This window comes from Actinoplanes sp. M2I2 (assembly GCF_023544445.1).
Taxonomy (GTDB): Bacteria; Actinomycetota; Actinomycetes; order Mycobacteriales; family Micromonosporaceae; genus Actinoplanes.
The window spans coordinates 561575-578326 of record NZ_JALPVJ010000001.1 but is presented as its reverse complement, the minus strand read 5'-3'; the positions used below and the strand labels follow the sequence as shown (position 1 = coordinate 578326).

Sequence of the window (16752 nt, the reverse complement as noted above, 5' to 3'; positions counted from 1 at the left end):
CATGGAGCTCCCGGAATTCCCGCCCGGCCTGTCCGCCCGGGTCGAGTTGACCGTCACCGACGCCGACACAGCCCAGACGCTCGGCTCGGGGGACGTGCCTGTGCTGGCCACGCCCCGCGTCCTGGCGCTGGCCGAGGCGGCCACGGTCGCCGCCACCGCCCGTCACCTGCCCGGCGGCATCACGACGGTCGGCGTGCGGGCCGAGATCGCCCACCTGCTGCCCAGCCCGGTCGGCCACCGGGTGCACGCGCTGGCCACCCTGGCCAAGACCGAGGGCCGCACGCTCTTCTTCGAGGTCGTCGTGCGCCACAACGACGACCTCGTCGCCGAGGTGCGGGTCGAGCGGGCGGTGCTCGACCGTCAGCGATTCATCCAGAAGGCGATCGGCTGAGGCCTACAGCGCGCCCCAGCGGGCGGTGACCTCTTCGTTGGTCGGCATGGCCACGGCGCCGCCGCGGCGCTCGCAGACCAGGCCGGCCACGGCGAGGGCGAAGCGCACGGCGCGCTGCCAGCCCTCGAGGTCCTTGGGCAGGCCGTCGGCCAGCAACCGGCGTACGAGGGCGCCCATCACCGAGTCACCCGCGCCGGTCGCGTCGATCGCGTCGACCTGCGGGGCCGGCAGCATCACGGTGCCCTCGGCGACCGACACGAAGGCCCCCTTGGAGCCCCACGTGACCACCACGGCCTTGGCGCCGAGGCCGCGGATGCGCTCGGCGGCCTGCTCGGGCGTGGCCCCGTCGTAGAGGACCTCGGCGTCGGCCGCGCTCAGCTTGACCAGGTCGGCGGTGGCGAAGAACTCCTCGGACAGCTCCCGCAGGTGGGTCACGGCGGCGCCGTCGGGCAGCAGGGTGGGCCGGGCGTTGGGGTCGAAGACGCGCAGCGGCCCGGGCACGGCCCAGGCGGCGCGCGCGGCGGCCCGGAACGGCTCGCGCAGCAGGCAGATGGAGCCGGTGTAGAGCACGTCGGCCCCGCCGATGGTGGCCGTGTCGACGTCGGCCGGCCCGAGCACCGCGTAGGAGGGCGGCTCGCCGTAGAACGTGAACGTCGGCTCGGCCCCCACGAACGTGGTCACGGCGAGCGTGGTGGGCACCGGGACCCGCTTGACGCCGGCCGTCCCGACGCCGCGCTCGGTCAGGAACCCCGCGATCCGGTCGCCCAGCACGTCGTCGCTCAGCGAGCCGACGTACTGCACCTCGCCGCCGAGCCGGGTGGCCCCGACCGCGACGTTGAGCGGCGCCCCGCCGATCGCCTGGCGGTAGACCACCTCACCGGCCTGCTCGGCCTCCTGGAGGTCGATCAGCGCCTCGCCGAGCACCACCGCGTAGCCCATGCCATTCCTCCTGTGTCCGATGGGCACAGCCTTCCGTTCCGGAACGCCCCGCACCAGTGCTCGCACGATATGTCCAAGTTTGGGATGATCACGGGATGTTCTCACGCGCGCTCGCCCTCACCGTTCCCCTGTTCATGATCACCGGCTGCACGAACGCGGTCGAGGTCGGCCCCACGACCACCGCGTCGATGCTCACCTCGGCCTCGGCGTGGACGCTCTACCAGGGCGCACCCAGCCCTTCCCCGGCCGCCTCCCGGGCGCCCGACACGGTCGCCTCCGGGACGTTCCTGCCGTACCGGCCCGGCTCGACGGCGATCACCTACGACCCGGCGGCGGTCCCGCCCGGGGCGAGGGCGTCGGTCGCGATCACGAGCAACCCCCGGAGCACCGAGGTGCGCCTGGAGGCCGGCGGGCTGGTGCCGCGCCGGACGTACGGGGCCCACCTGCACACCGAGCCCTGCACCGCGACGCCCGACCAGGCCGGGCCGCACTACCAGCACCAGAAGGACCCGAAGACGCCGTCGGTCGACCCCTCGTACGCGAACCCGCGCAACGAGGTGTGGCTCGACTTCACCGTCGACGGCTACGGAACCGCCGTGGTCTCGGCCGTTCAGCCCTGGGCCTTCCCGACCGGCCGATCGGCCCGGTCGCTGATCCTGCACGCGCAGGCGACCAAGACCGCGCCCGGTGTCGCCGGGACCGCCGGGCCCCGGGTGGCCTGTCTGACCCTGCCGCAGCAGTGACGCTTCGGGGAAGGCGGTAACGTCGGAGCTTCGGCGACTCTTCGGCGTCGCACGACGTGCTGAGATCGGAGGCGCCACCATGGCCGAGCAGAAGGCCGCGCAACCCGCGGCCAAGACGGAATCCCACGACCCCGCCTTCCCCGAGGCCTTCCTGCAGTTCATGCGGTCCGGCTGGCGTGAGGACCCGCTGTCGGTCAGCCCGCTGCCCGAGGTGCCCAACTACGCGAAGCGCCGCAACGCGCTCAGCGAGGCCTTTCCCGGCGAGACCCTGATCATCCCGTCCGGCAACGAGAAGGTCCGGGCCAACGACACCGACTACTCGTTCCGCCCGGGCAGCGACTTCGTCTATCTGACCGGCGACCGCGACCCCGACAGCGTGCTGGTGCTGCGCCCCAGCGGCTCCGGCCACGACGCGGTGCTCTACACCCACCAGCGCAACTCCAAGGACACCGACGCGTTCTTCCGCAGCCGCAACGGCGAGCTGTGGGTCGGGCGCACGCACACGCTGGCCGAGAAATCGACCGAGCTGGGCGTCGAGACGGCGTCGCTGGGTGAGCTGGGCGCGGCCCTGGCCGGTTCCGCCCCCGGGCGTACGAGGGTGCTGCGTGGTCTCGACGCGGCGGTCGACCGCACGGTGCTGGCCTACGAGCCCGACCGTGCCAAGCCCCGCGACCGCGAGCTGGCCTGGGTGCTCAGCGAGCTCAAGCTGATCAAGGACGAGTGGGAGATCGCCCAGCTGCAGGCCGCGATCGACGCCACCGTCCGCGGCTTCGAGGACGTGGCCCGGGTGCTGCCGGCCGACCGGGGGGTCAAGGAGCGCCTGCTCGAGGGCGTCTTCGGCCTGCGCGCCCGGCACGACGGCAACGACATCGGCTACGGCTCGATCGTCGGCGCCGGCGCCCACGCGACGATCCTGCACTGGGTCCGCAACACCGGCGTCACCACCCCGGGCGAGCTGCTGCTCATGGACATGGGCGTCGAGGGCGACAACTTCTACACCGCGGACGTGACGCGCACGGTCCCCGTCTCGGGCCGGTTCACCCCGTTGCAGCGCCAGGTCTACGACATCGTGCACGCCTCGCAGCAGGCCGGCATGGACGCCGTCAAGCCCGGTGCGCTGTTCAAGGACGTGCACAAGGTCTGCATGCGGGTGCTCGCCGAGGGCCTGCACGACCTGGGCCTGCTCCCGGTCAGCGTCGACGAGGCGATGAGCGACCAGAGCACGGTCTACCGCCGCTGGACCCTGCACGGCTTCGGCCACATGCTCGGCATCGACGTGCACGACTGCAGCAACGCCCGCAACGAGACCTACCGCGACGGCCCGCTGCGGGAGGGCTACGTGCTGACCGTCGAGCCCGGCCTCTACTTCCAGCCCGAGGACGACCTGGTGCCGGAGGAGCTGCGGGGCATCGGCGTCCGCATCGAGGACGACGTGCTGGTCACCGCCGACGGCTGCCGGAACCTGTCGGCCGGCCTGCCCCGCTCGTCGGCCGAGGTCGAGTCCTGGCTGGACGCCCAGCGCGAGGCCGGCCCCCGCCTGCCCGGCTGATCCACGGCCACGCTCACCGGCGCCCGGGCCTGTACGACCGAGCGCCGGTGAGCCGGCCCAGCGCCGGTGAGCCGGCCCAGCGCCGGTGAGCCGGCCCAGCGTGGGGGCCGTCGTGGCCACCGCGGTTACGAGAACGAGCCGAACAGGTGCTCGTCGAGGTCGGCCGGTCGCGCGCTTTCCGGCGACGCTGCCGTGTAGAAGTTCATGGCGACGACCACCCGCACGGCGCTCTGTTCGCGCAGCGGCCGTACGTAGTGCGGCCATCGGCGGGCGTCAAAGAAATGCAGGTGACCGGCGACCGGATGGATGACCTCACAGTCCTCTTCCACGGCTTGCACCGAATGCGCGTCGGCATTGCGCGCGACACACAGCTCACCGCCTTCGCCGGGCAGGTGCGTGGTGACGTAGAGCAGCCCTTGGACCGGGTTGGAGTCGACGTGGCACTCGTAGGGCATCGGCCCCCGCTGCAAATTGAGGACCGCGCCGTAACGCAACTCCTCCGCCGTCTTGACCGGCTCACCAGCGAAATGCGCGGCGAGGTCCCGGAAAGTGGTCCGGTACAGCTCGGTCAGCCACGGGGCCAACCGGCTCAGCACTTCACCGTCGACGGTGTACGAGGGAGTCTCCGTATCGGGACTCTCCTCGCGGGAGGTGACCGACGACGCGGTCAGGATCTTGAAGACTGCCTCTTTCTGAGCTATGTCGACCAACTGCTGGCGCCAGCCGGCCGGCAGAAGAGCGCCGATCTGGGTCGTCGACCAACTGAAGCCGGGCAGGCCGGAATAGCTCATCAGGGCCCCTTCTTGGAGTATTTCCAGAGTTGCTGCACGTCGTGCAGGCGGTTCGCCGCGCTGTGCCGGTCGGCTCGGATCCACCGACGAGGATCAGAGCCGGGATAGAGGTAATAGACCCCCGGCCGACGCCCCGGATCGGACGGTTCGTAGACGATGAGCTCGTCCAACGTGCTGGCGAATTCTCTCAGGTAATCATTGTCGAAGAATCGGATCTCGATGCCCTGATACTCGTTGGTGATGACCTGCGCACGCTCGACAGCCCGCTCGGTATAGGGCACGAGATAACGATACTGAACACCGCGGTCCAGATTGTGCACCACCACCGGCGCGAAAGACGGTCCGGTGACGGGATATTCGAACTCGATGGAGTCGTCGGTCGACAACGACCATACGCGTTTCCATGCGTCCTGGGTTTCCACGAGGTAAAGCTCGTTGTCACTCAGGACATGCGAGCCGACGAGCACCGGCGCGGAGCGCAGAAGTTTGGTGAGCCGTTCCGACGCCGAGCGCGACTCGTCGGTGCCGGTGGCGAGAAAGGTGCCGAACGTGTTGAGCACCTGCTGGATGACGGTCTGCGCGCCGAGCAATTCCTCTTCGAAGTCGTCGAAGGAAACGGAACGGGAGCCCTCCAGCGAAGCGTGCTCCAGCGGTTCGTCGAGCGCGACCGCCCGCAGACCGAGAAGGTTCCTTTCCAGTTCCTGGCGCCGCGCCCGCTCCTCGTCGGTGAACGAGGCGGGATCGGGCAGCGTCACCTGGCCGCTCTCGGGCCATGTCTCCCGAGCGAAAAGCACAGCGTAGTCGCGCAACCGGCCGATCGGCGGCGGCGCGGAGAGCCGCCGGGTGTTCTCCCAGGCCGAGATCGAGGGCTCGGACACCTGCAACGCCTCGGCCAGCTGCCGCTGCGTCAAAGGTCGTTGCAAGCCTTGGGTACGCAGGGCTCGCAGACGTTGCGCCAGCTGCACCGCCGCGGCATCCGGGTCCATAGCCTGCCACCTTCAGAAAAGTTCAGAGTTCGCCAGCCGTCCCGGCGACACACTGTACGCGCAGAGGTCACGGCTGAGGTCACCGACCCGCGGCATTGTTGCCGAAAACGATCAAGAACCTCGGGAAACTTCGCTCAACTTCGGAGAAGTTCATTGCTTCAGAAGCTTCTGAACCCCTACATTGAACGAAAGTTAAGGTTCCTTGGCGACCGGGGCGCGGCAACGCCCCGGTTGCCGGGGAGGGGGTCGCGATGCGGAAAGACCGGGCGCCACCGGCCGATCAAGTGCCCTGCGTGACGAGTGCGCCGCTCGAAATGAACAACAGGACTTGAGAAAGAGGGACACCCCTGGATTGCGGCCAGGGGTGCTCTCGAGTTGGCCATCCAACCGTTTAGCCCCGGAGGAACAGCCATGTCCACCATAACCCCGGAGTCGCAGTCGGCGAAACCTTCGTCCACGATTCACACGACAGCCACTATTACCCCATCCGGCGAAGCGGCCCCGGCCTCGGCCATTCCGTCGTCCGGCCTCGTCGTCGTCGCCGTCCTGCTGCTGATCCTGGCCGGCGGCGCGTTCCTGCGGGCGGTCGAGCCGGTGCTGGCAGTGATCAAAGCAGCATTCGCCGCGGCCGCCACGCTGATGTTCATCGGGATCGCGGTGGTGATCCTGTTGCTGACGTTTCTCCGGTGAATGCGCCGGCCCGTGGCCGGCTTCTCAGGACGCCGAGGCGTAGTCGCTGACGTTCCAGCACTCCGGGCCGGAGCCGACGTCGATGGTCACCTTGACCGGGTGGCCGTCGGTGGTGTCGAAGGCCTTGGTGACCTCGCCGCCGTCCTCGGCGGCGGTCTGGGCCATCTCGAGCAGGTCCTTGAGGGTGAAGGCCTCGATCTCCTCGCCGGTGTCGCCGGTGGCGGGACCGAGGTCCTCCTCGGCGCCGCCCGACGGCTGGGCCGCGGCGGCGTCCAGACGTTTCGAGGTGGCGACCGACCCCGACTTGACCTGTACCTCGTAGCGGCCCACCGGCGCGGCGGTGTCGCAGCCGCGGGAGAGCACGTAGGAGTACGTGGCCGGCTCGGTCCAGGCCGGAGCCGACGCGGGCGCCGCCGGAGCAGCCGGTTCGGGGTCCGACGACGACGTGCACCCGCCGACCAGCGCCACCAGAGCGAGGCCACCCAAGGCCCACTGCAACCGCACAACGTCTCCCCTCGCCGAAAACCGACCCGCAATCTAACGCAACGACGCTTCCCCGAAATTTGTCGTGGGCGGTGTCGATCGGGGTCGGCCCCGTTCGACCTGAGGATGAGAAGGTCGGCGAGCGACCGGACCGGAGACGAGGAGAAGCCGTCATGGCGAAGTACATGCTGATCATGCGGAACACCGACGAGAGCCTGGCGAAGATGATGGAGACGCCGTTCGAGGACATGCTCGACTCGGTGGGCCGCTTCAACGACGAGCTCATCAAGGCCGGCGTGCTGGTCGCCGCCGAGGGTCTCGACGACGCGGCGCAGGGCGTGGTGGTCGACTACAGCGGCGAGACGCCGGTCGTCACCGACGGGCCCTACGGGGAGACCAAGGAGCTGTTCGGCGGCTTCTACATCCTCGACGTCGCGTCCAAGGACGAGGCGATCGAGTGGGCCAAGCGCATGCCCGCGATCCCCGGCTCGAAGTCCGAGATCCGCCGCGTGCCCGGCATCGACGAGTTCCCGCAGGACAACGAGTGGGTCGAGAAGGAGCGCGTCTGGCGTGAGCAGACCGGCCAGCTGTTACCACGCTCGAGGCTGTCTGGCGCATCGAGTCGGCCCGCATCGTCGGCGCGCTCACCCGCTGCACCGGCGGTGATCTCGAGCTGGCCGAGGACGTGGCGCAGGAGGCGCTGGCCGAGGCCCTGACCAGCTGGCCGCGGGACGGCGAACCGGGAAACCCGGTCGGCTGGCTGCTGGCCACCGCCCGGCGGCGGGCGATCGACAGCTTCCGCCGCCGGGCGGCCCGCGACGAGAGGTACGCGCGGCTAGCCGCCGAGGACACCGACGGCGGCGACGGCCACCTGTGGGATCCGGACCGGATCGACGACGACGTGCTCGCGCTGATGTTCGTCGCCTGTCATCCGGTCCTCTCCCCCGAGGCCCGCGTCGCGCTCACCCTGCGGACGGTCGGCGGACTGTCCAGCGAGGAGATCGCCCGCGCGTTCCTGGTGCCGGTGCCGACGATCCAGGCGCGCATCACCCGGGCCAAGAAGACGATCGCGGCGGCCCGGGTGCCGTTCGAGGTGCCCCCGGCCGACGAACGCCGGGAGCGGCTCGGCGGCGTGCTCAGCGTCCTCTATGTGATCTTCACCGAGGGCTCGACCGCGACGGCCGGCGACAATCTGCTGCGCACCGAGCCGGCCTACGAGGCGATCCGGCTCGCCCGGACCCTGGCCGCGCTGCTGCCGGGCGAGCCGGAGGTGTTCGGGCTCCTCGCCCTGTGCGAGCTCACCGCGGCGCGCTTCCCGGCCCGGACCGGTCCCGACGGCGAGGCCGTGCTGCTGGAGGATCAGGATCGCCGGCGCTGGGACCGGTCGGCGATCCGCCGCGGGCTGGCCGCTCTCGGTCAGGCCACGGCGGCCGGTCGCGGTCTCGGCCCGTACGGGTTGCAGGCCGCCATCGCCGCCTGCCACGCCACCGCCGGCTCGGTCGCCGGGACGGACTGGGAGCGGATCGTGCTGCTCTACGAGGCTCTGGGCCGGGTCGCGCCGTCCCCGATCGTCGAGTTGAACCGGGCGGTCGCCGTGGCCATGGCCGGCGGTCCGGCCGAGGCGCTTGCTGATGGTCGACGAGCTGGTCGCCACCGACCGCCTGCCCGGCTCGCATCTGGTGCCGAGCGTCCGCGGCGAGCTGTTACGCCGGCTGGGCCGCACCGCGGAGGCCCGCGCCGAGCTCGAACTGGCCGCCCGCCTGTGCGCCAACACCCGCGAGCGGGCCGTCCTGCTGAACAAGGCGGCCGCCCTCAGCTGACCCGGGGCGTGGCCGGACGGTCGATCGGGTAGGGGTCGGCCATGGATTTCATGTTCTGGCTACGAATGGTGATTCTGGCGATCGGGGCCGTCCTGGTCGTCCACGGCTTGTCGATGGTGATCACCGGTCGCCTGTCGGAACGGTCGCGGGCCGCCTTCCGGTCCGCTCGCGACGCCGGCCTGTACTCGTTGTTCAGCGGCCTCGGCCTGGTGTTTCTGGCGCTGGGACAGCTGGCGGCCGACACCGACCGCTACCCCATCGCCCTCACCTTCGGCGCGGTGGTCCTGGCCTTGACGTTCATGGGGGTCGCAGTCGTGCGCTACCGGCCGCGGAAGTCGGTTTCGCGTCGGTGACGGACGCCGTGGGTGGTCAATCCGCGGCCCGCTCCAGCACCAGCAGGTCGCTCTCCTCCTCGACCGGGCGGGGGCGGCGCTCGGCCCGGACGGCGGCCTCGAGCGCGTCGAAGCCGACCATGATCTCTTCCTCGGTGAGGCGCTCGAACGTCGACGAGCCGCGCAGTTTCAGCCGGGTCTCGTAGTCGGCCAGGCTGTCGGCGATGCGTTCCTGCACCCGCTCGACCGTCACGAACCGCAGACCGGCCGCGGCGAACGTCTCGAGCAGCGGATCCATCCGCGGGAACACCTGCTCGTCGATGTCCCGGGCGCCGGGGAAGTAGCTGTACCACGGCAGCTCGGGCATCCGGTCGGGGAACAGGCTGCGGATCAGCACCCGGCCGCCGGGGCGCAGCACCCGGGCGATCTCGGCGGCCGCGCCGGCGTGGTCGCGGACGTGCTGCAGCACGAGGAACACGACGGCGAGGTCACAGCTCGCGTCGGGCAGCGGGACGGCGGTGGCCGAGCCGGACAGATAGGTCACGCCGGGATGGGCGGCGTGCTCCTCGGCGCCGGCCCGCATGTGCTCGGACGGCTCGACGCCCCAGACCGGACCGCCGAACTCATCGGCCAGCGCCGGGCTGAACCGTCCGGTGCCGGAGCCGAGGTCGAGCACGGCGAGCGGGCGCCGCTGCGGGGCGTGCCGGGCGAACACACGCAACCACTCGGTCAGCCTCTCGGGCGTCAGCGCGCGTGCCCGCGCATAGACCAGATGCTGCCGATCGTCGTAGTTCACCTCACGCAACGACACACCTCCGCCGCCCATCTTTTCCCAGGACGGCGTGGAGCGCGACCCCCCACAGCCATCCGGGAGGGGACTCACAGCTGAACCCCAGGCGGCGTCGGCCGTCGATCAGGCGGTGTCGGCCACGAACACCGCCACCGACCGGGCCGGAACGATCAGCTCACCCGCGGCCGCCTTGGCCGTGCGCAGCAGCGGGTCGGCCGACTCGACCAGCTCGGGATGCGGGCGCAGCCCCTCGGAGAGCCCGGGAACGGTCTGCACGGTGTCGTCGCCGGTCGCGTTGAAGACGACCACCACCTGACTCCACCGGGGGTCCAGCCCGGTGCCGTCGAGGCACATGACGATCACTCCGGGCGTCTCGGCCGGGCCGCCGAGCGGGAACGTCACCCGCCGCTGCACCTCGTCGGCCGTCGGCAGCCCGAACACCGGCGAGGACCGGCGCACGCGCAGCAGCTCGCGGTAGCGCTCGGCGGCCAGCTCGATCACGTCGGGCGGCGGCACCAGCGCGGGCTCGGCCAGCAGCGGACCGGCCATCGCCCACCGGTCCTCGTTCTCGCCGGCGGGCGGCAGGCCGAGGCCGAAGCCGTTGCCGAGCGCGGGATCCCAGCGGATCTGGTTGAACCAGTCGCCGGAGTTGTGCGAGTTGCGGTCGAGCGACTTGGACCGCAGCCGCTCGCTGCCCATCGCGACGAACCCGGCGCCCTGCCCGAGCACCACCAGCGAGAGCGCGAGCACCTGGAGCCGGGCCCGGTCGAGCGGGGAGGTGCCGATCGGCAGCTTGAAGGCCATCGCGTCGTAGAGGATTTCGTTGTCGTGGGCGTCGACGTAGTTGACCGTCTCGCCCGGGGACATCGCGTAGCCGCTGGGCGAGCCGTTGTAGTCGACCTGAGCCCCGCTCTGCTCGGCGCCGGTGTGGGTGACGAAGCGGTAGGCCGCCAGCCCGCCGGCCAGTCCCACCTTGATCTGGTCGTGCACGACGAGCGGCGTCCGACCGCCCAGCCCGGTGGCGAAGCCGGGCACGGACGGGTCGCCGAACGAGCCACCACCGCGGGCGGCGTCGCGCAGCCGGTCGTTGAACGTGCCGATGCCGGTGCCGGCCAGGTTGATCTGGGTGGCCTGGGCGAACCGGGCGTCGTTGGCCACCTCGCCGAAGTTCCACCCCTCGCCGTACAGGAAGACGTCCTTGCCGTTGACGCCCTCGACCTCGGTGGTGAGGTGGTCGAGGTTGACCCGGACCTCGAGGATGTTGGCCCGCGGGTGGTGCCCGATGAGGTCGAACCGGAAGCCGTCGACCCGGTACTCCCGGGCCCAGGTGAGCACCGAGTCGACGACCAGGCGGCTCATCATCATGTGCTCCGGGGCCGTGTTGGGGCAGCACGTGGACTCGGCGGTCGAGCCGTCGGCCAGCAGGCGGTGGTAGTAGCCGGGGACGAGACGGTCGAGCACGCTGAACCGGCCGAGGCCGTCGGCCATCGTGTGGTTGTAGACGACGTCCATGATCACGCGCAGGCCGGCCGTGTTGAGGGCGGCGACCATGCGGCGGAACTCCAGCACCCGCGAGGGTCCCTCGGGGTCGACGGCGAAGCTGCCCTCGGGCGCCGTGTAGTGCCACGGGTCGTAGCCCCAGTTGAACCCGTCGGCGTCGGCGACCGCCATCACCGCGCGTTGCTGCTCGGGCGAGTCGGGCGGGAAGGCGGCCAGGTCACAGGCGGGGGTGGCCTGGTCGGCGCGGCGGTCGGGCACGGAGCCGAAGTCGAACGCGGGCAACAGGTGCACGTGGGTCAGCCCGGCCTCGGCGAGCGAGCTCAGGTGGCGCATCGAGGCCGAGCCGGAACGGGTGAAGGCCGCGTACGTGCCCCGCTCGGCCGGTGGCAGCGAGTGGTCGAAGATCGAGAAGTCGCGGATCGACACCTCGCTGATCTGCATGCGCGCGGGAGCGACCGCGTCCGGCTTGGCCAGGGTGTCCCAGCCGGACGGCTTGAGCGCGGGGTCGTCGAGGTCGACCAGCAGGCTGTGGGTCGAGTCGGCGGCCAGGGCGAGCGAGTAGGGGTCGGTGACGCTGGTGGTGACCACCCGCTGGGCGGCCGGGTGCCAGACCTCGACGCGGTAGCGGTAGTAGCGGCCCAGCCATTTGGGCTTGAGTGCGGCCGTCCACACGCCGGTCAGCGCGTCGCGGTCCATCGGCACCAGCTTGGGCTCGTCACCGGGCGTCCGGGACAGCTCGAGCTCGACCGTGCGGGCCGTGGGCGCCCAGACCGACAGGCGCGGGCGCTCGTCGCCGAGGACGAGGCCCAGCTCGGCGTCGGCGGCGTCGGCGTAGAGGTCGTCGAGGACCCCCGGGATCTGTACGCCGGTGAGCGCGGTGACCTGCCCGCCGGCGTCGCGCCCCTCGACGAGCACCGGGCCGCGCAGCAGCTCGCCGAACGCGGCGTCGCCCATCTCGCGGACCGAGAACGCGCGGTAGGCCCGCAGATGCGGGAAGCGGCGGCTCTGGCCCTGGAACAGCCCGCCGGGACGCGCGGTCAGCGGAAGCGCGGCCGCGCCGAGCAGCGAGAACGTCACGGCCCGGTCGGCCAGCCAGCCGGGCAGGGCGATCGTCGTCCGGTCGATGAAGACGGCGAACGCGCGGGCCCGGTCGAGCTCGGGGCCGAGCGTGCCGAGGTCGGGACGCACGGGCGCGACATTGCCGGCCCGCAGCCACACCTCACGGGCCACGGTGAGGTCGAGCCGCTGGTCGTCGGGCAGATCCTTCTCGTCGCCGCGATGGAGCACGAAGCGCAGGCCGATCGCGTCCTCGCGTACCGGAACCTCGAAGACGGCCCCGAAGTCGTCGAAGGAGGCGGGGCCGAGCGGCCGGTGCCAGTCGGGTCTGCCGATCGTGCCTTCCCAGGCGTGCAGACCCCAGCCGGCGTAGTCGCCGGCTGGTCGCTGGTAGTGGATCACCACGGCGTCCGGAGAGCTGATCACCTGGTCATACTTCCACCAGGGCCCGACAGTTTCAGTGCGTAGCAATCACCGTGGTGATTCTCGGCCCGTCCGGGCCGACCCGCAGCAGATAGCTGTAGCGCTCGCCTGGAACGGCATTTCCCCGCGAATCGAGGTATTCCCACTCCACGGCGACGAGGCTGAGCACCGCCGACAGCGGCTGAACGTCGAGCATCTGAGCGTGGGCGGCCACGATCTGCTGTTCGTCGTAGGTCGGGGCGGCACCCAGGAACGACAGCGCCACCGCGGCCGGCGAGGTGAACGTGAAGCTGTACGCATCGGCCACCACCATGCCCGGCAGCGCGTAACAGTTGGCGATTGCCGTGACATCTCCGCTGGTCAGAGCGTTTCCGTAGCGGTTGAAGAAGTCGGTGAGCTGGGCCAGATCGGTAGGCGCCTTCACGGTTGGGGTGTGCCCGGCGCGGGATCGGAGTAAACGTGAGACAAGGGAGACCCCGCCTTGCGCACTCTTACAAGACGGACGTACGGTTTACAGACGAACGTGAACCGAGAGTTAGGTATGCCTAACCCGAAGGCCGCCCTTTCGGTGCGAAAGACTTGAACGACAGTCGCTGGGTGTGAAGGAGATGACGGTGGCCAGCCTCGACACCTTTGGTGCGAAGAGCGAGCTCCGCGTCGGTGACGCGAGCTACGAGATTTTCACGATCGACAAGGTCGAGGGGCACGACCGCCTCCCCTACTCCTTGAAGATCCTGCTGGAGAACCTGCTGCGGACGGAGGACGGCGCCAACATCACGGCCGACCACATCCGCGCGCTCGGCGGGTGGGACCAGACGGCCGACCCGAGCGTCGAGATCCAGTTCACCCCGGCCCGGGTCCTCATGCAGGACTTCACCGGCGTGCCCTGCGTGGTCGACCTGGCCACCATGCGCGAGGCCGTGAAGGACCTGGGCGGCGACCCCACCAAGGTCAACCCCCTCGCCCCGGCCGAGCTGGTCATCGACCACTCGGTCATCGCCGACCTGTTCGGCCGCGAGGACGCCTTCGCCCGCAACGTCGAGCTGGAGTACCAGCGCAACCGCGAGCGCTACCAGTTCCTGCGCTGGGGCCAGACCGCGTTCAACGAGTTCAAGGTCGTCCCGCCCGGCACCGGCATCGTGCACCAGGTCAACATCGAATACCTGGCCCGTACGATCATGGAGCGCAACGGGCAGGCCTACCCCGACACCGTCGTGGGCACCGACTCGCACACCACGATGGTCAACGGCCTGGGCGTGCTCGGCTGGGGCGTCGGCGGCATCGAGGCCGAGGCCGCGATGCTGGGCCAGCCGGTCAGCATGCTCATCCCGCGGGTCGTCGGCTTCAAGCTCTCCGGCGAGATGCCGGCCGGCACCACCGCCACCGACCTCGTGCTGACGATCACCGAGATGCTCCGTGAGCACGGCGTGGTCAGCAAGTTCGTCGAGTTCTACGGCCCCGGCGTGAGCGCCGTGCCGCTGGCCAACCGGGCCACCATCGGCAACATGTCGCCCGAGTACGGCTCGACCGTCGCGATCTTCCCGATCGACGACGAGACGATCAAGTACCTGAAGCTGACCGGGCGCACCGAGCAGCAGGTCGCGCTGGTCGAGACGTACGCGAAGCGGCAGGGCCTCTGGCTCGACCCGAACGCCGAGCCCGACTACTCCGAGCGGCTCGAGCTCGACTTGTCGACGATCGTGCCGTCGCTGGCCGGCCCCAAGCGCCCGCAGGACCGGGTCCCGCTGAACGCGGCCAAGTCGATGTTCCGCGACGCGCTGACCAACTACGTGTCCGACCAGGGCCCGGCCGACGAGGCGAGCGAGGAGTCCTTCCCGGCCAGCGACCCGCCGGCCAACCACGAGGACTCGGCGGCCGACAAGCCGCACGTGTTCAGCGCCGCCCGCAACGCCGACGGCCGCCCGTCCAAGCCGACCCGGGTGGTCGGCGAGGACGGCGTCGAGTACGAGCTCGACCACGGCGCCGTGGTGATCGCCGCGATCACCTCCTGCACCAACACGTCCAACCCGCAGGTCATGATCGGCGCCGCCCTGCTGGCCAAGAAGGCGGTCGAGCGCGGCCTGACCCGCAAGCCGTGGGTCAAGACCACGCTGGCCCCGGGTTCCAAGGTCGTCTCCGACTACTACGACCGGTCCGGCCTGACGCCGTACCTGGACAAGATCGGCTTCAACCTGGTCGGCTACGGCTGCACGACCTGCATCGGCAACTCGGGCCCGCTGCCCGAGGAGGTCTCGGCCGCGGTCAACGAGGCCGACCTGACCGCCGTCAGCGTGCTGTCCGGCAACCGCAACTTCGAGGGCCGGATCAACCCGGACGTCAAGATGAACTACCTGGCGTCCCCGCCCCTGGTCGTCGCGTACGCGCTGGCCGGCTCGATGGACATCGACATCACCACCGAGCCGCTGGGCATTGGCTCCGACGGCGAGCCGGTCTTCCTCAACGACATCTGGCCCAGCGCCAAGGAGATCGACGACGTCATCGCCTCGGCGATCGGCGCCGAGGGCTTCAGCACCGCCTACGCCGACGTCTTCGCCGGCGACGAGCAGTGGCAGTCGCTGCCCACCCCGGAGGGCAAGACCTTCGAGTGGGCCGACGAGTCGACCTACGTCCGCAAGCCCCCGTACTTCGAGGGCATGTCCGCGTCGCCGACGCCGGTCAACGACATCAGCGGCGCCCGGGTGCTGGCCAAGCTGGGCGACTCGGTCACCACCGACCACATCTCGCCGGCCAGCTCGATCAAGGCCGACTCCCCCGCCGGTAAGTACCTGGCCGAGCACGGCGTCCCGCGCCACGAGTTCAACAGCTACGGCTCGCGCCGGGGCAACCACGAGGTCATGATCCGCGGCACGTTCGCCAACATCCGGCTGCGCAACCAGCTGGTGCCCGGCGTCGAGGGCGGCTTCACGGTCAACCACCTCACCGGCGACCAGAGCAGCATCTACGACGCCTCGGTGGCCTACCAGGAGGCCGGCGTCCCGCTGGTCATCCTGGCCGGCAAGGAGTACGGCTCGGGCTCGTCGCGCGACTGGGCGGCCAAGGGCACCATGCTGCTCGGTGTCCGCGCCGTCATCGCCGAGAGCTACGAGCGCATCCACCGCTCCAACCTGATCGGCATGGGCGTGCTGCCGTTGCAGTTCCCGGCCAAGACCAACGCCGAGTCGCTCGGCCTCACCGGCACCGAGACGTTCACGATCACCGGCGTGACCGCGCTCAACGACGGCGACACCCCGCGTACGGTCAAGGTCCGCACCGACACGGGCGTCGAGTTCGATGCCGACGTGCGCATCGACACCCCCGGCGAGGCGGATTACTACCGCCACGGCGGCATCCTGCAGTACGTCCTCCGCAAGATGCTCGAAAGCTGACGCGACCGTCCCCGATGCCCCGTCTCCCACTCCGGGAGGCGGGGCATCGCGCATCCACCGGGTGTCAGCGCTCAGAGTGCTCGACCGCCCGCCCTTCGGCATCCTAGGAACCTAGGCTCACAACTGGCTGCTGTTTCGCCGCCACTAGTCTCGAGACCATGTCCCGCGCGGTCTTACCCGGCACGTTCGACCCGTTCACGCCCGGCCACCTCGACGTCGTCGACCGCGCCCGGCACCTCTTCGACGAGCTGGTCGTGCTCGTGGCGGTCAACGGCGACAAGCAGCCCACCCGCGCGGGCGAGGCCCGCGCTCAGGCGGTCCGGGCCTCTCTCTCCCCGGCCTGGCGCAACGTCACCGTCGCCGCCTGGCGAGGCCTGACCGCCGCCTACTGCCACGACCACGGCGTCTCCGTGATCATCCGAGGCGTGCGCACGGCCAAGGACGTCCGTCAGGAGCAGGAACTGGCCGCCATGAACGAGTCCCTCGGCGTGTCCACGCTCCTGTTGCCCACCCGGCCGTCCCTCGCGGCCGTCTCCTCCACCGTCGCGCGCGCGGTGGCCGACGAAACTCCGCCGCCCTCTGAGCGAGCGCGGTGACAGGCAGCCGCTCGGCATGAACCGACCGGCATGCCACCCGCCGAAGCCGGGTAGACGGAAAACCATGCGCATCGGCAACACGGAAGTCCGGTTCCTCGGCGGCCCGCTCGGCTGCCTCGGCATGATTCTGCTGTCGGTGGTGGCCTCGATCGTGCTGACCGTGGTCATCAACGTCCTTCTGTAGCGCCCGGGGCCGCCGGCCGTGAGCCGGATTCGGGCCGAAGCCGGAGGTCGTGTCACATGAGCGGCCCCGGCGGTGCTTACCTGGCATGGACTT

General features: G+C 70.5%; 15 protein-coding genes and 1 pseudogene. 9 read left to right on the top strand and 7 right to left on the bottom strand.

Going from position 1 to position 16752, the window contains the following annotated elements; translation table 11 throughout:
- Position 1: 1 nt before the first annotated feature.
- Positions 2 to 391 carry a thioesterase family protein gene (locus HJC40_RS02755; RefSeq protein ID WP_249997999.1) on the top strand — a complete coding sequence of 130 codons (390 nt, stop codon included), beginning with the start codon at positions 2 to 4 and terminating at the stop codon, positions 389 to 391.
- A 3-nt stretch (positions 392 to 394) separates the two neighbouring features.
- On the opposite strand, the gene HJC40_RS02750 is transcribed toward HJC40_RS02755, so the two are convergent.
- Complete coding sequence (locus HJC40_RS02750) at positions 395 to 1330, bottom strand: carbohydrate kinase (RefSeq protein ID WP_249997998.1); 936 nt, start codon at positions 1328 to 1330, stop codon at positions 395 to 397.
- A gap of 95 nt (positions 1331 to 1425) precedes the next feature.
- Between HJC40_RS02750 and HJC40_RS02745 the strand changes: the two genes are divergently transcribed.
- Both HJC40_RS02745 and HJC40_RS02740 read left to right on the top strand, forming a co-directional pair.
- Positions 1426 to 2073: a superoxide dismutase family protein gene (locus HJC40_RS02745; protein ID WP_249997997.1), complete on the top strand. Its 648-nt coding sequence runs from the start codon at positions 1426 to 1428 to the stop codon at positions 2071 to 2073.
- 79 nt (positions 2074 to 2152) lie between these two features.
- The gene (locus HJC40_RS02740) at positions 2153 to 3622 is read left to right on the top strand and encodes an aminopeptidase P family protein (RefSeq protein ID WP_249997996.1); all 1470 of its coding nucleotides are present in this window, start codon (positions 2153 to 2155) and stop codon (positions 3620 to 3622) included.
- Between the two features lie 125 nt (positions 3623 to 3747).
- On the opposite strand, the gene HJC40_RS02735 is transcribed toward HJC40_RS02740, so the two are convergent.
- Together HJC40_RS02735 and HJC40_RS02730 are read right to left on the bottom strand one after the other, a co-directional pair.
- Positions 3748 to 4413 carry a 2OG-Fe(II) oxygenase gene (locus HJC40_RS02735; protein ID WP_249997994.1) on the bottom strand — a complete coding sequence of 222 codons (666 nt, stop codon included), beginning with the start codon at positions 4411 to 4413 and terminating at the stop codon, positions 3748 to 3750.
- Positions 4413 to 5399: a helix-turn-helix transcriptional regulator gene (locus tag HJC40_RS02730; RefSeq protein ID WP_249997993.1), complete on the bottom strand. Its 987-nt coding sequence runs from the start codon at positions 5397 to 5399 to the stop codon at positions 4413 to 4415. Before HJC40_RS02730 ends, HJC40_RS02735 begins: the two co-directional genes overlap by 1 nt.
- Before the next feature lie 375 nt (positions 5400 to 5774).
- Here HJC40_RS02730 and HJC40_RS02725 point away from each other — a divergent pair, with 375 nt between their 5' ends.
- Positions 5775 to 6089 (top strand): hypothetical protein, encoded by a 315-nt coding sequence (locus HJC40_RS02725; protein WP_249997992.1) that lies wholly within the window; start codon positions 5775 to 5777, stop codon positions 6087 to 6089.
- A gap of 24 nt (positions 6090 to 6113) precedes the next feature.
- On the opposite strand, the gene HJC40_RS02720 is transcribed toward HJC40_RS02725, so the two are convergent.
- On the bottom strand, positions 6114 to 6593 hold the full coding sequence (locus HJC40_RS02720) for a hypothetical protein (RefSeq protein WP_249997991.1): 480 nt from the start codon (positions 6591 to 6593) through the stop codon (positions 6114 to 6116).
- Positions 6594 to 6745: 152 nt separating this feature from the next.
- Here HJC40_RS02720 and HJC40_RS02715 point away from each other — a divergent pair, with 152 nt between their 5' ends.
- From HJC40_RS02715 to HJC40_RS02705, 3 genes are read left to right on the top strand one after another with little or no spacing between them, the layout of a single operon-like run.
- Entirely contained in the window at positions 6746 to 7288 is a 543-nt protein-coding gene (locus tag HJC40_RS02715) for a YciI family protein (RefSeq protein ID WP_249997990.1), read from the top strand.
- On the top strand, positions 7189 to 8424 hold the full coding sequence (locus tag HJC40_RS02710; RefSeq protein WP_308200835.1) for a sigma-70 family RNA polymerase sigma factor: 1236 nt from the start codon (positions 7189 to 7191) through the stop codon (positions 8422 to 8424). The genes HJC40_RS02715 and HJC40_RS02710 overlap by 100 nt, the downstream gene beginning before the upstream one ends.
- A 9-nt stretch (positions 8425 to 8433) precedes the next feature.
- On the top strand, positions 8434 to 8745 hold the full coding sequence (locus HJC40_RS02705; RefSeq protein ID WP_249997989.1) for a hypothetical protein: 312 nt from the start codon (positions 8434 to 8436) through the stop codon (positions 8743 to 8745).
- 16 nt (positions 8746 to 8761) lie between these two features.
- On the opposite strand, the gene HJC40_RS02700 is transcribed toward HJC40_RS02705, so the two are convergent.
- The 3 genes and pseudogenes from HJC40_RS02700 to HJC40_RS02690 form a co-directional block, all read right to left on the bottom strand.
- Positions 8762 to 9520 carry a class I SAM-dependent methyltransferase gene (locus tag HJC40_RS02700; protein WP_249998221.1) on the bottom strand — a complete coding sequence of 253 codons (759 nt, stop codon included), beginning with the start codon at positions 9518 to 9520 and terminating at the stop codon, positions 8762 to 8764.
- A 117-nt stretch (positions 9521 to 9637) separates the two neighbouring features.
- A pseudogene (gene pulA, locus HJC40_RS02695) lies at positions 9638 to 12481 on the bottom strand (pullulanase-type alpha-1,6-glucosidase); the annotation flags it as partial.
- A 46-nt stretch (positions 12482 to 12527) separates the two neighbouring features.
- The gene (locus HJC40_RS02690) at positions 12528 to 12917 is read right to left on the bottom strand and encodes a hypothetical protein (protein WP_249997988.1); all 390 of its coding nucleotides are present in this window, start codon (positions 12915 to 12917) and stop codon (positions 12528 to 12530) included.
- A gap of 184 nt (positions 12918 to 13101) precedes the next feature.
- Here HJC40_RS02690 and acnA point away from each other — a divergent pair, with 184 nt between their 5' ends.
- Entirely contained in the window at positions 13102 to 15879 is a 2778-nt protein-coding gene (acnA, locus tag HJC40_RS02685; protein ID WP_249998220.1) for an aconitate hydratase AcnA, read from the top strand.
- A gap of 158 nt (positions 15880 to 16037) precedes the next feature.
- On the top strand, positions 16038 to 16475 hold the full coding sequence (gene coaD / locus HJC40_RS02680; RefSeq protein ID WP_249997987.1) for a pantetheine-phosphate adenylyltransferase: 438 nt from the start codon (positions 16038 to 16040) through the stop codon (positions 16473 to 16475).
- The last annotated feature ends 277 nt before the right edge of the window (positions 16476 to 16752 follow it).

Bases quoted from the DNA above. Each gene is read 5' to 3' on its own strand.
- HJC40_RS02755 (WP_249997999.1), top strand. From the start codon at position 2: ATGGAGCTCCCGGAATTCCCGCCCGGCCTGTCCGCCCGGGTCGAGTTG.
- HJC40_RS02750 (WP_249997998.1), bottom strand. From the start codon at position 1,330: ATGGGCTACGCGGTGGTGCTCGGCGAGGCGCTGATCGACCTCCAGGAG.
- HJC40_RS02745 (WP_249997997.1), top strand. From the start codon at position 1,426: ATGTTCTCACGCGCGCTCGCCCTCACCGTTCCCCTGTTCATGATCACC.
- HJC40_RS02740 (WP_249997996.1), top strand. From the start codon at position 2,153: ATGGCCGAGCAGAAGGCCGCGCAACCCGCGGCCAAGACGGAATCCCAC.
- HJC40_RS02735 (WP_249997994.1), bottom strand. From the start codon at position 4,413: ATGAGCTATTCCGGCCTGCCCGGCTTCAGTTGGTCGACGACCCAGATC.
- HJC40_RS02730 (WP_249997993.1), bottom strand. From the start codon at position 5,399: ATGGACCCGGATGCCGCGGCGGTGCAGCTGGCGCAACGTCTGCGAGCC.
- HJC40_RS02715 (WP_249997990.1), top strand. From the start codon at position 6,746: ATGGCGAAGTACATGCTGATCATGCGGAACACCGACGAGAGCCTGGCG.
- HJC40_RS02705 (WP_249997989.1), top strand. From the start codon at position 8,434: ATGGATTTCATGTTCTGGCTACGAATGGTGATTCTGGCGATCGGGGCC.
- acnA (WP_249998220.1), top strand. From the start codon at position 13,102: ATGACGGTGGCCAGCCTCGACACCTTTGGTGCGAAGAGCGAGCTCCGC.
- coaD (WP_249997987.1), top strand. From the start codon at position 16,038: ATGTCCCGCGCGGTCTTACCCGGCACGTTCGACCCGTTCACGCCCGGC.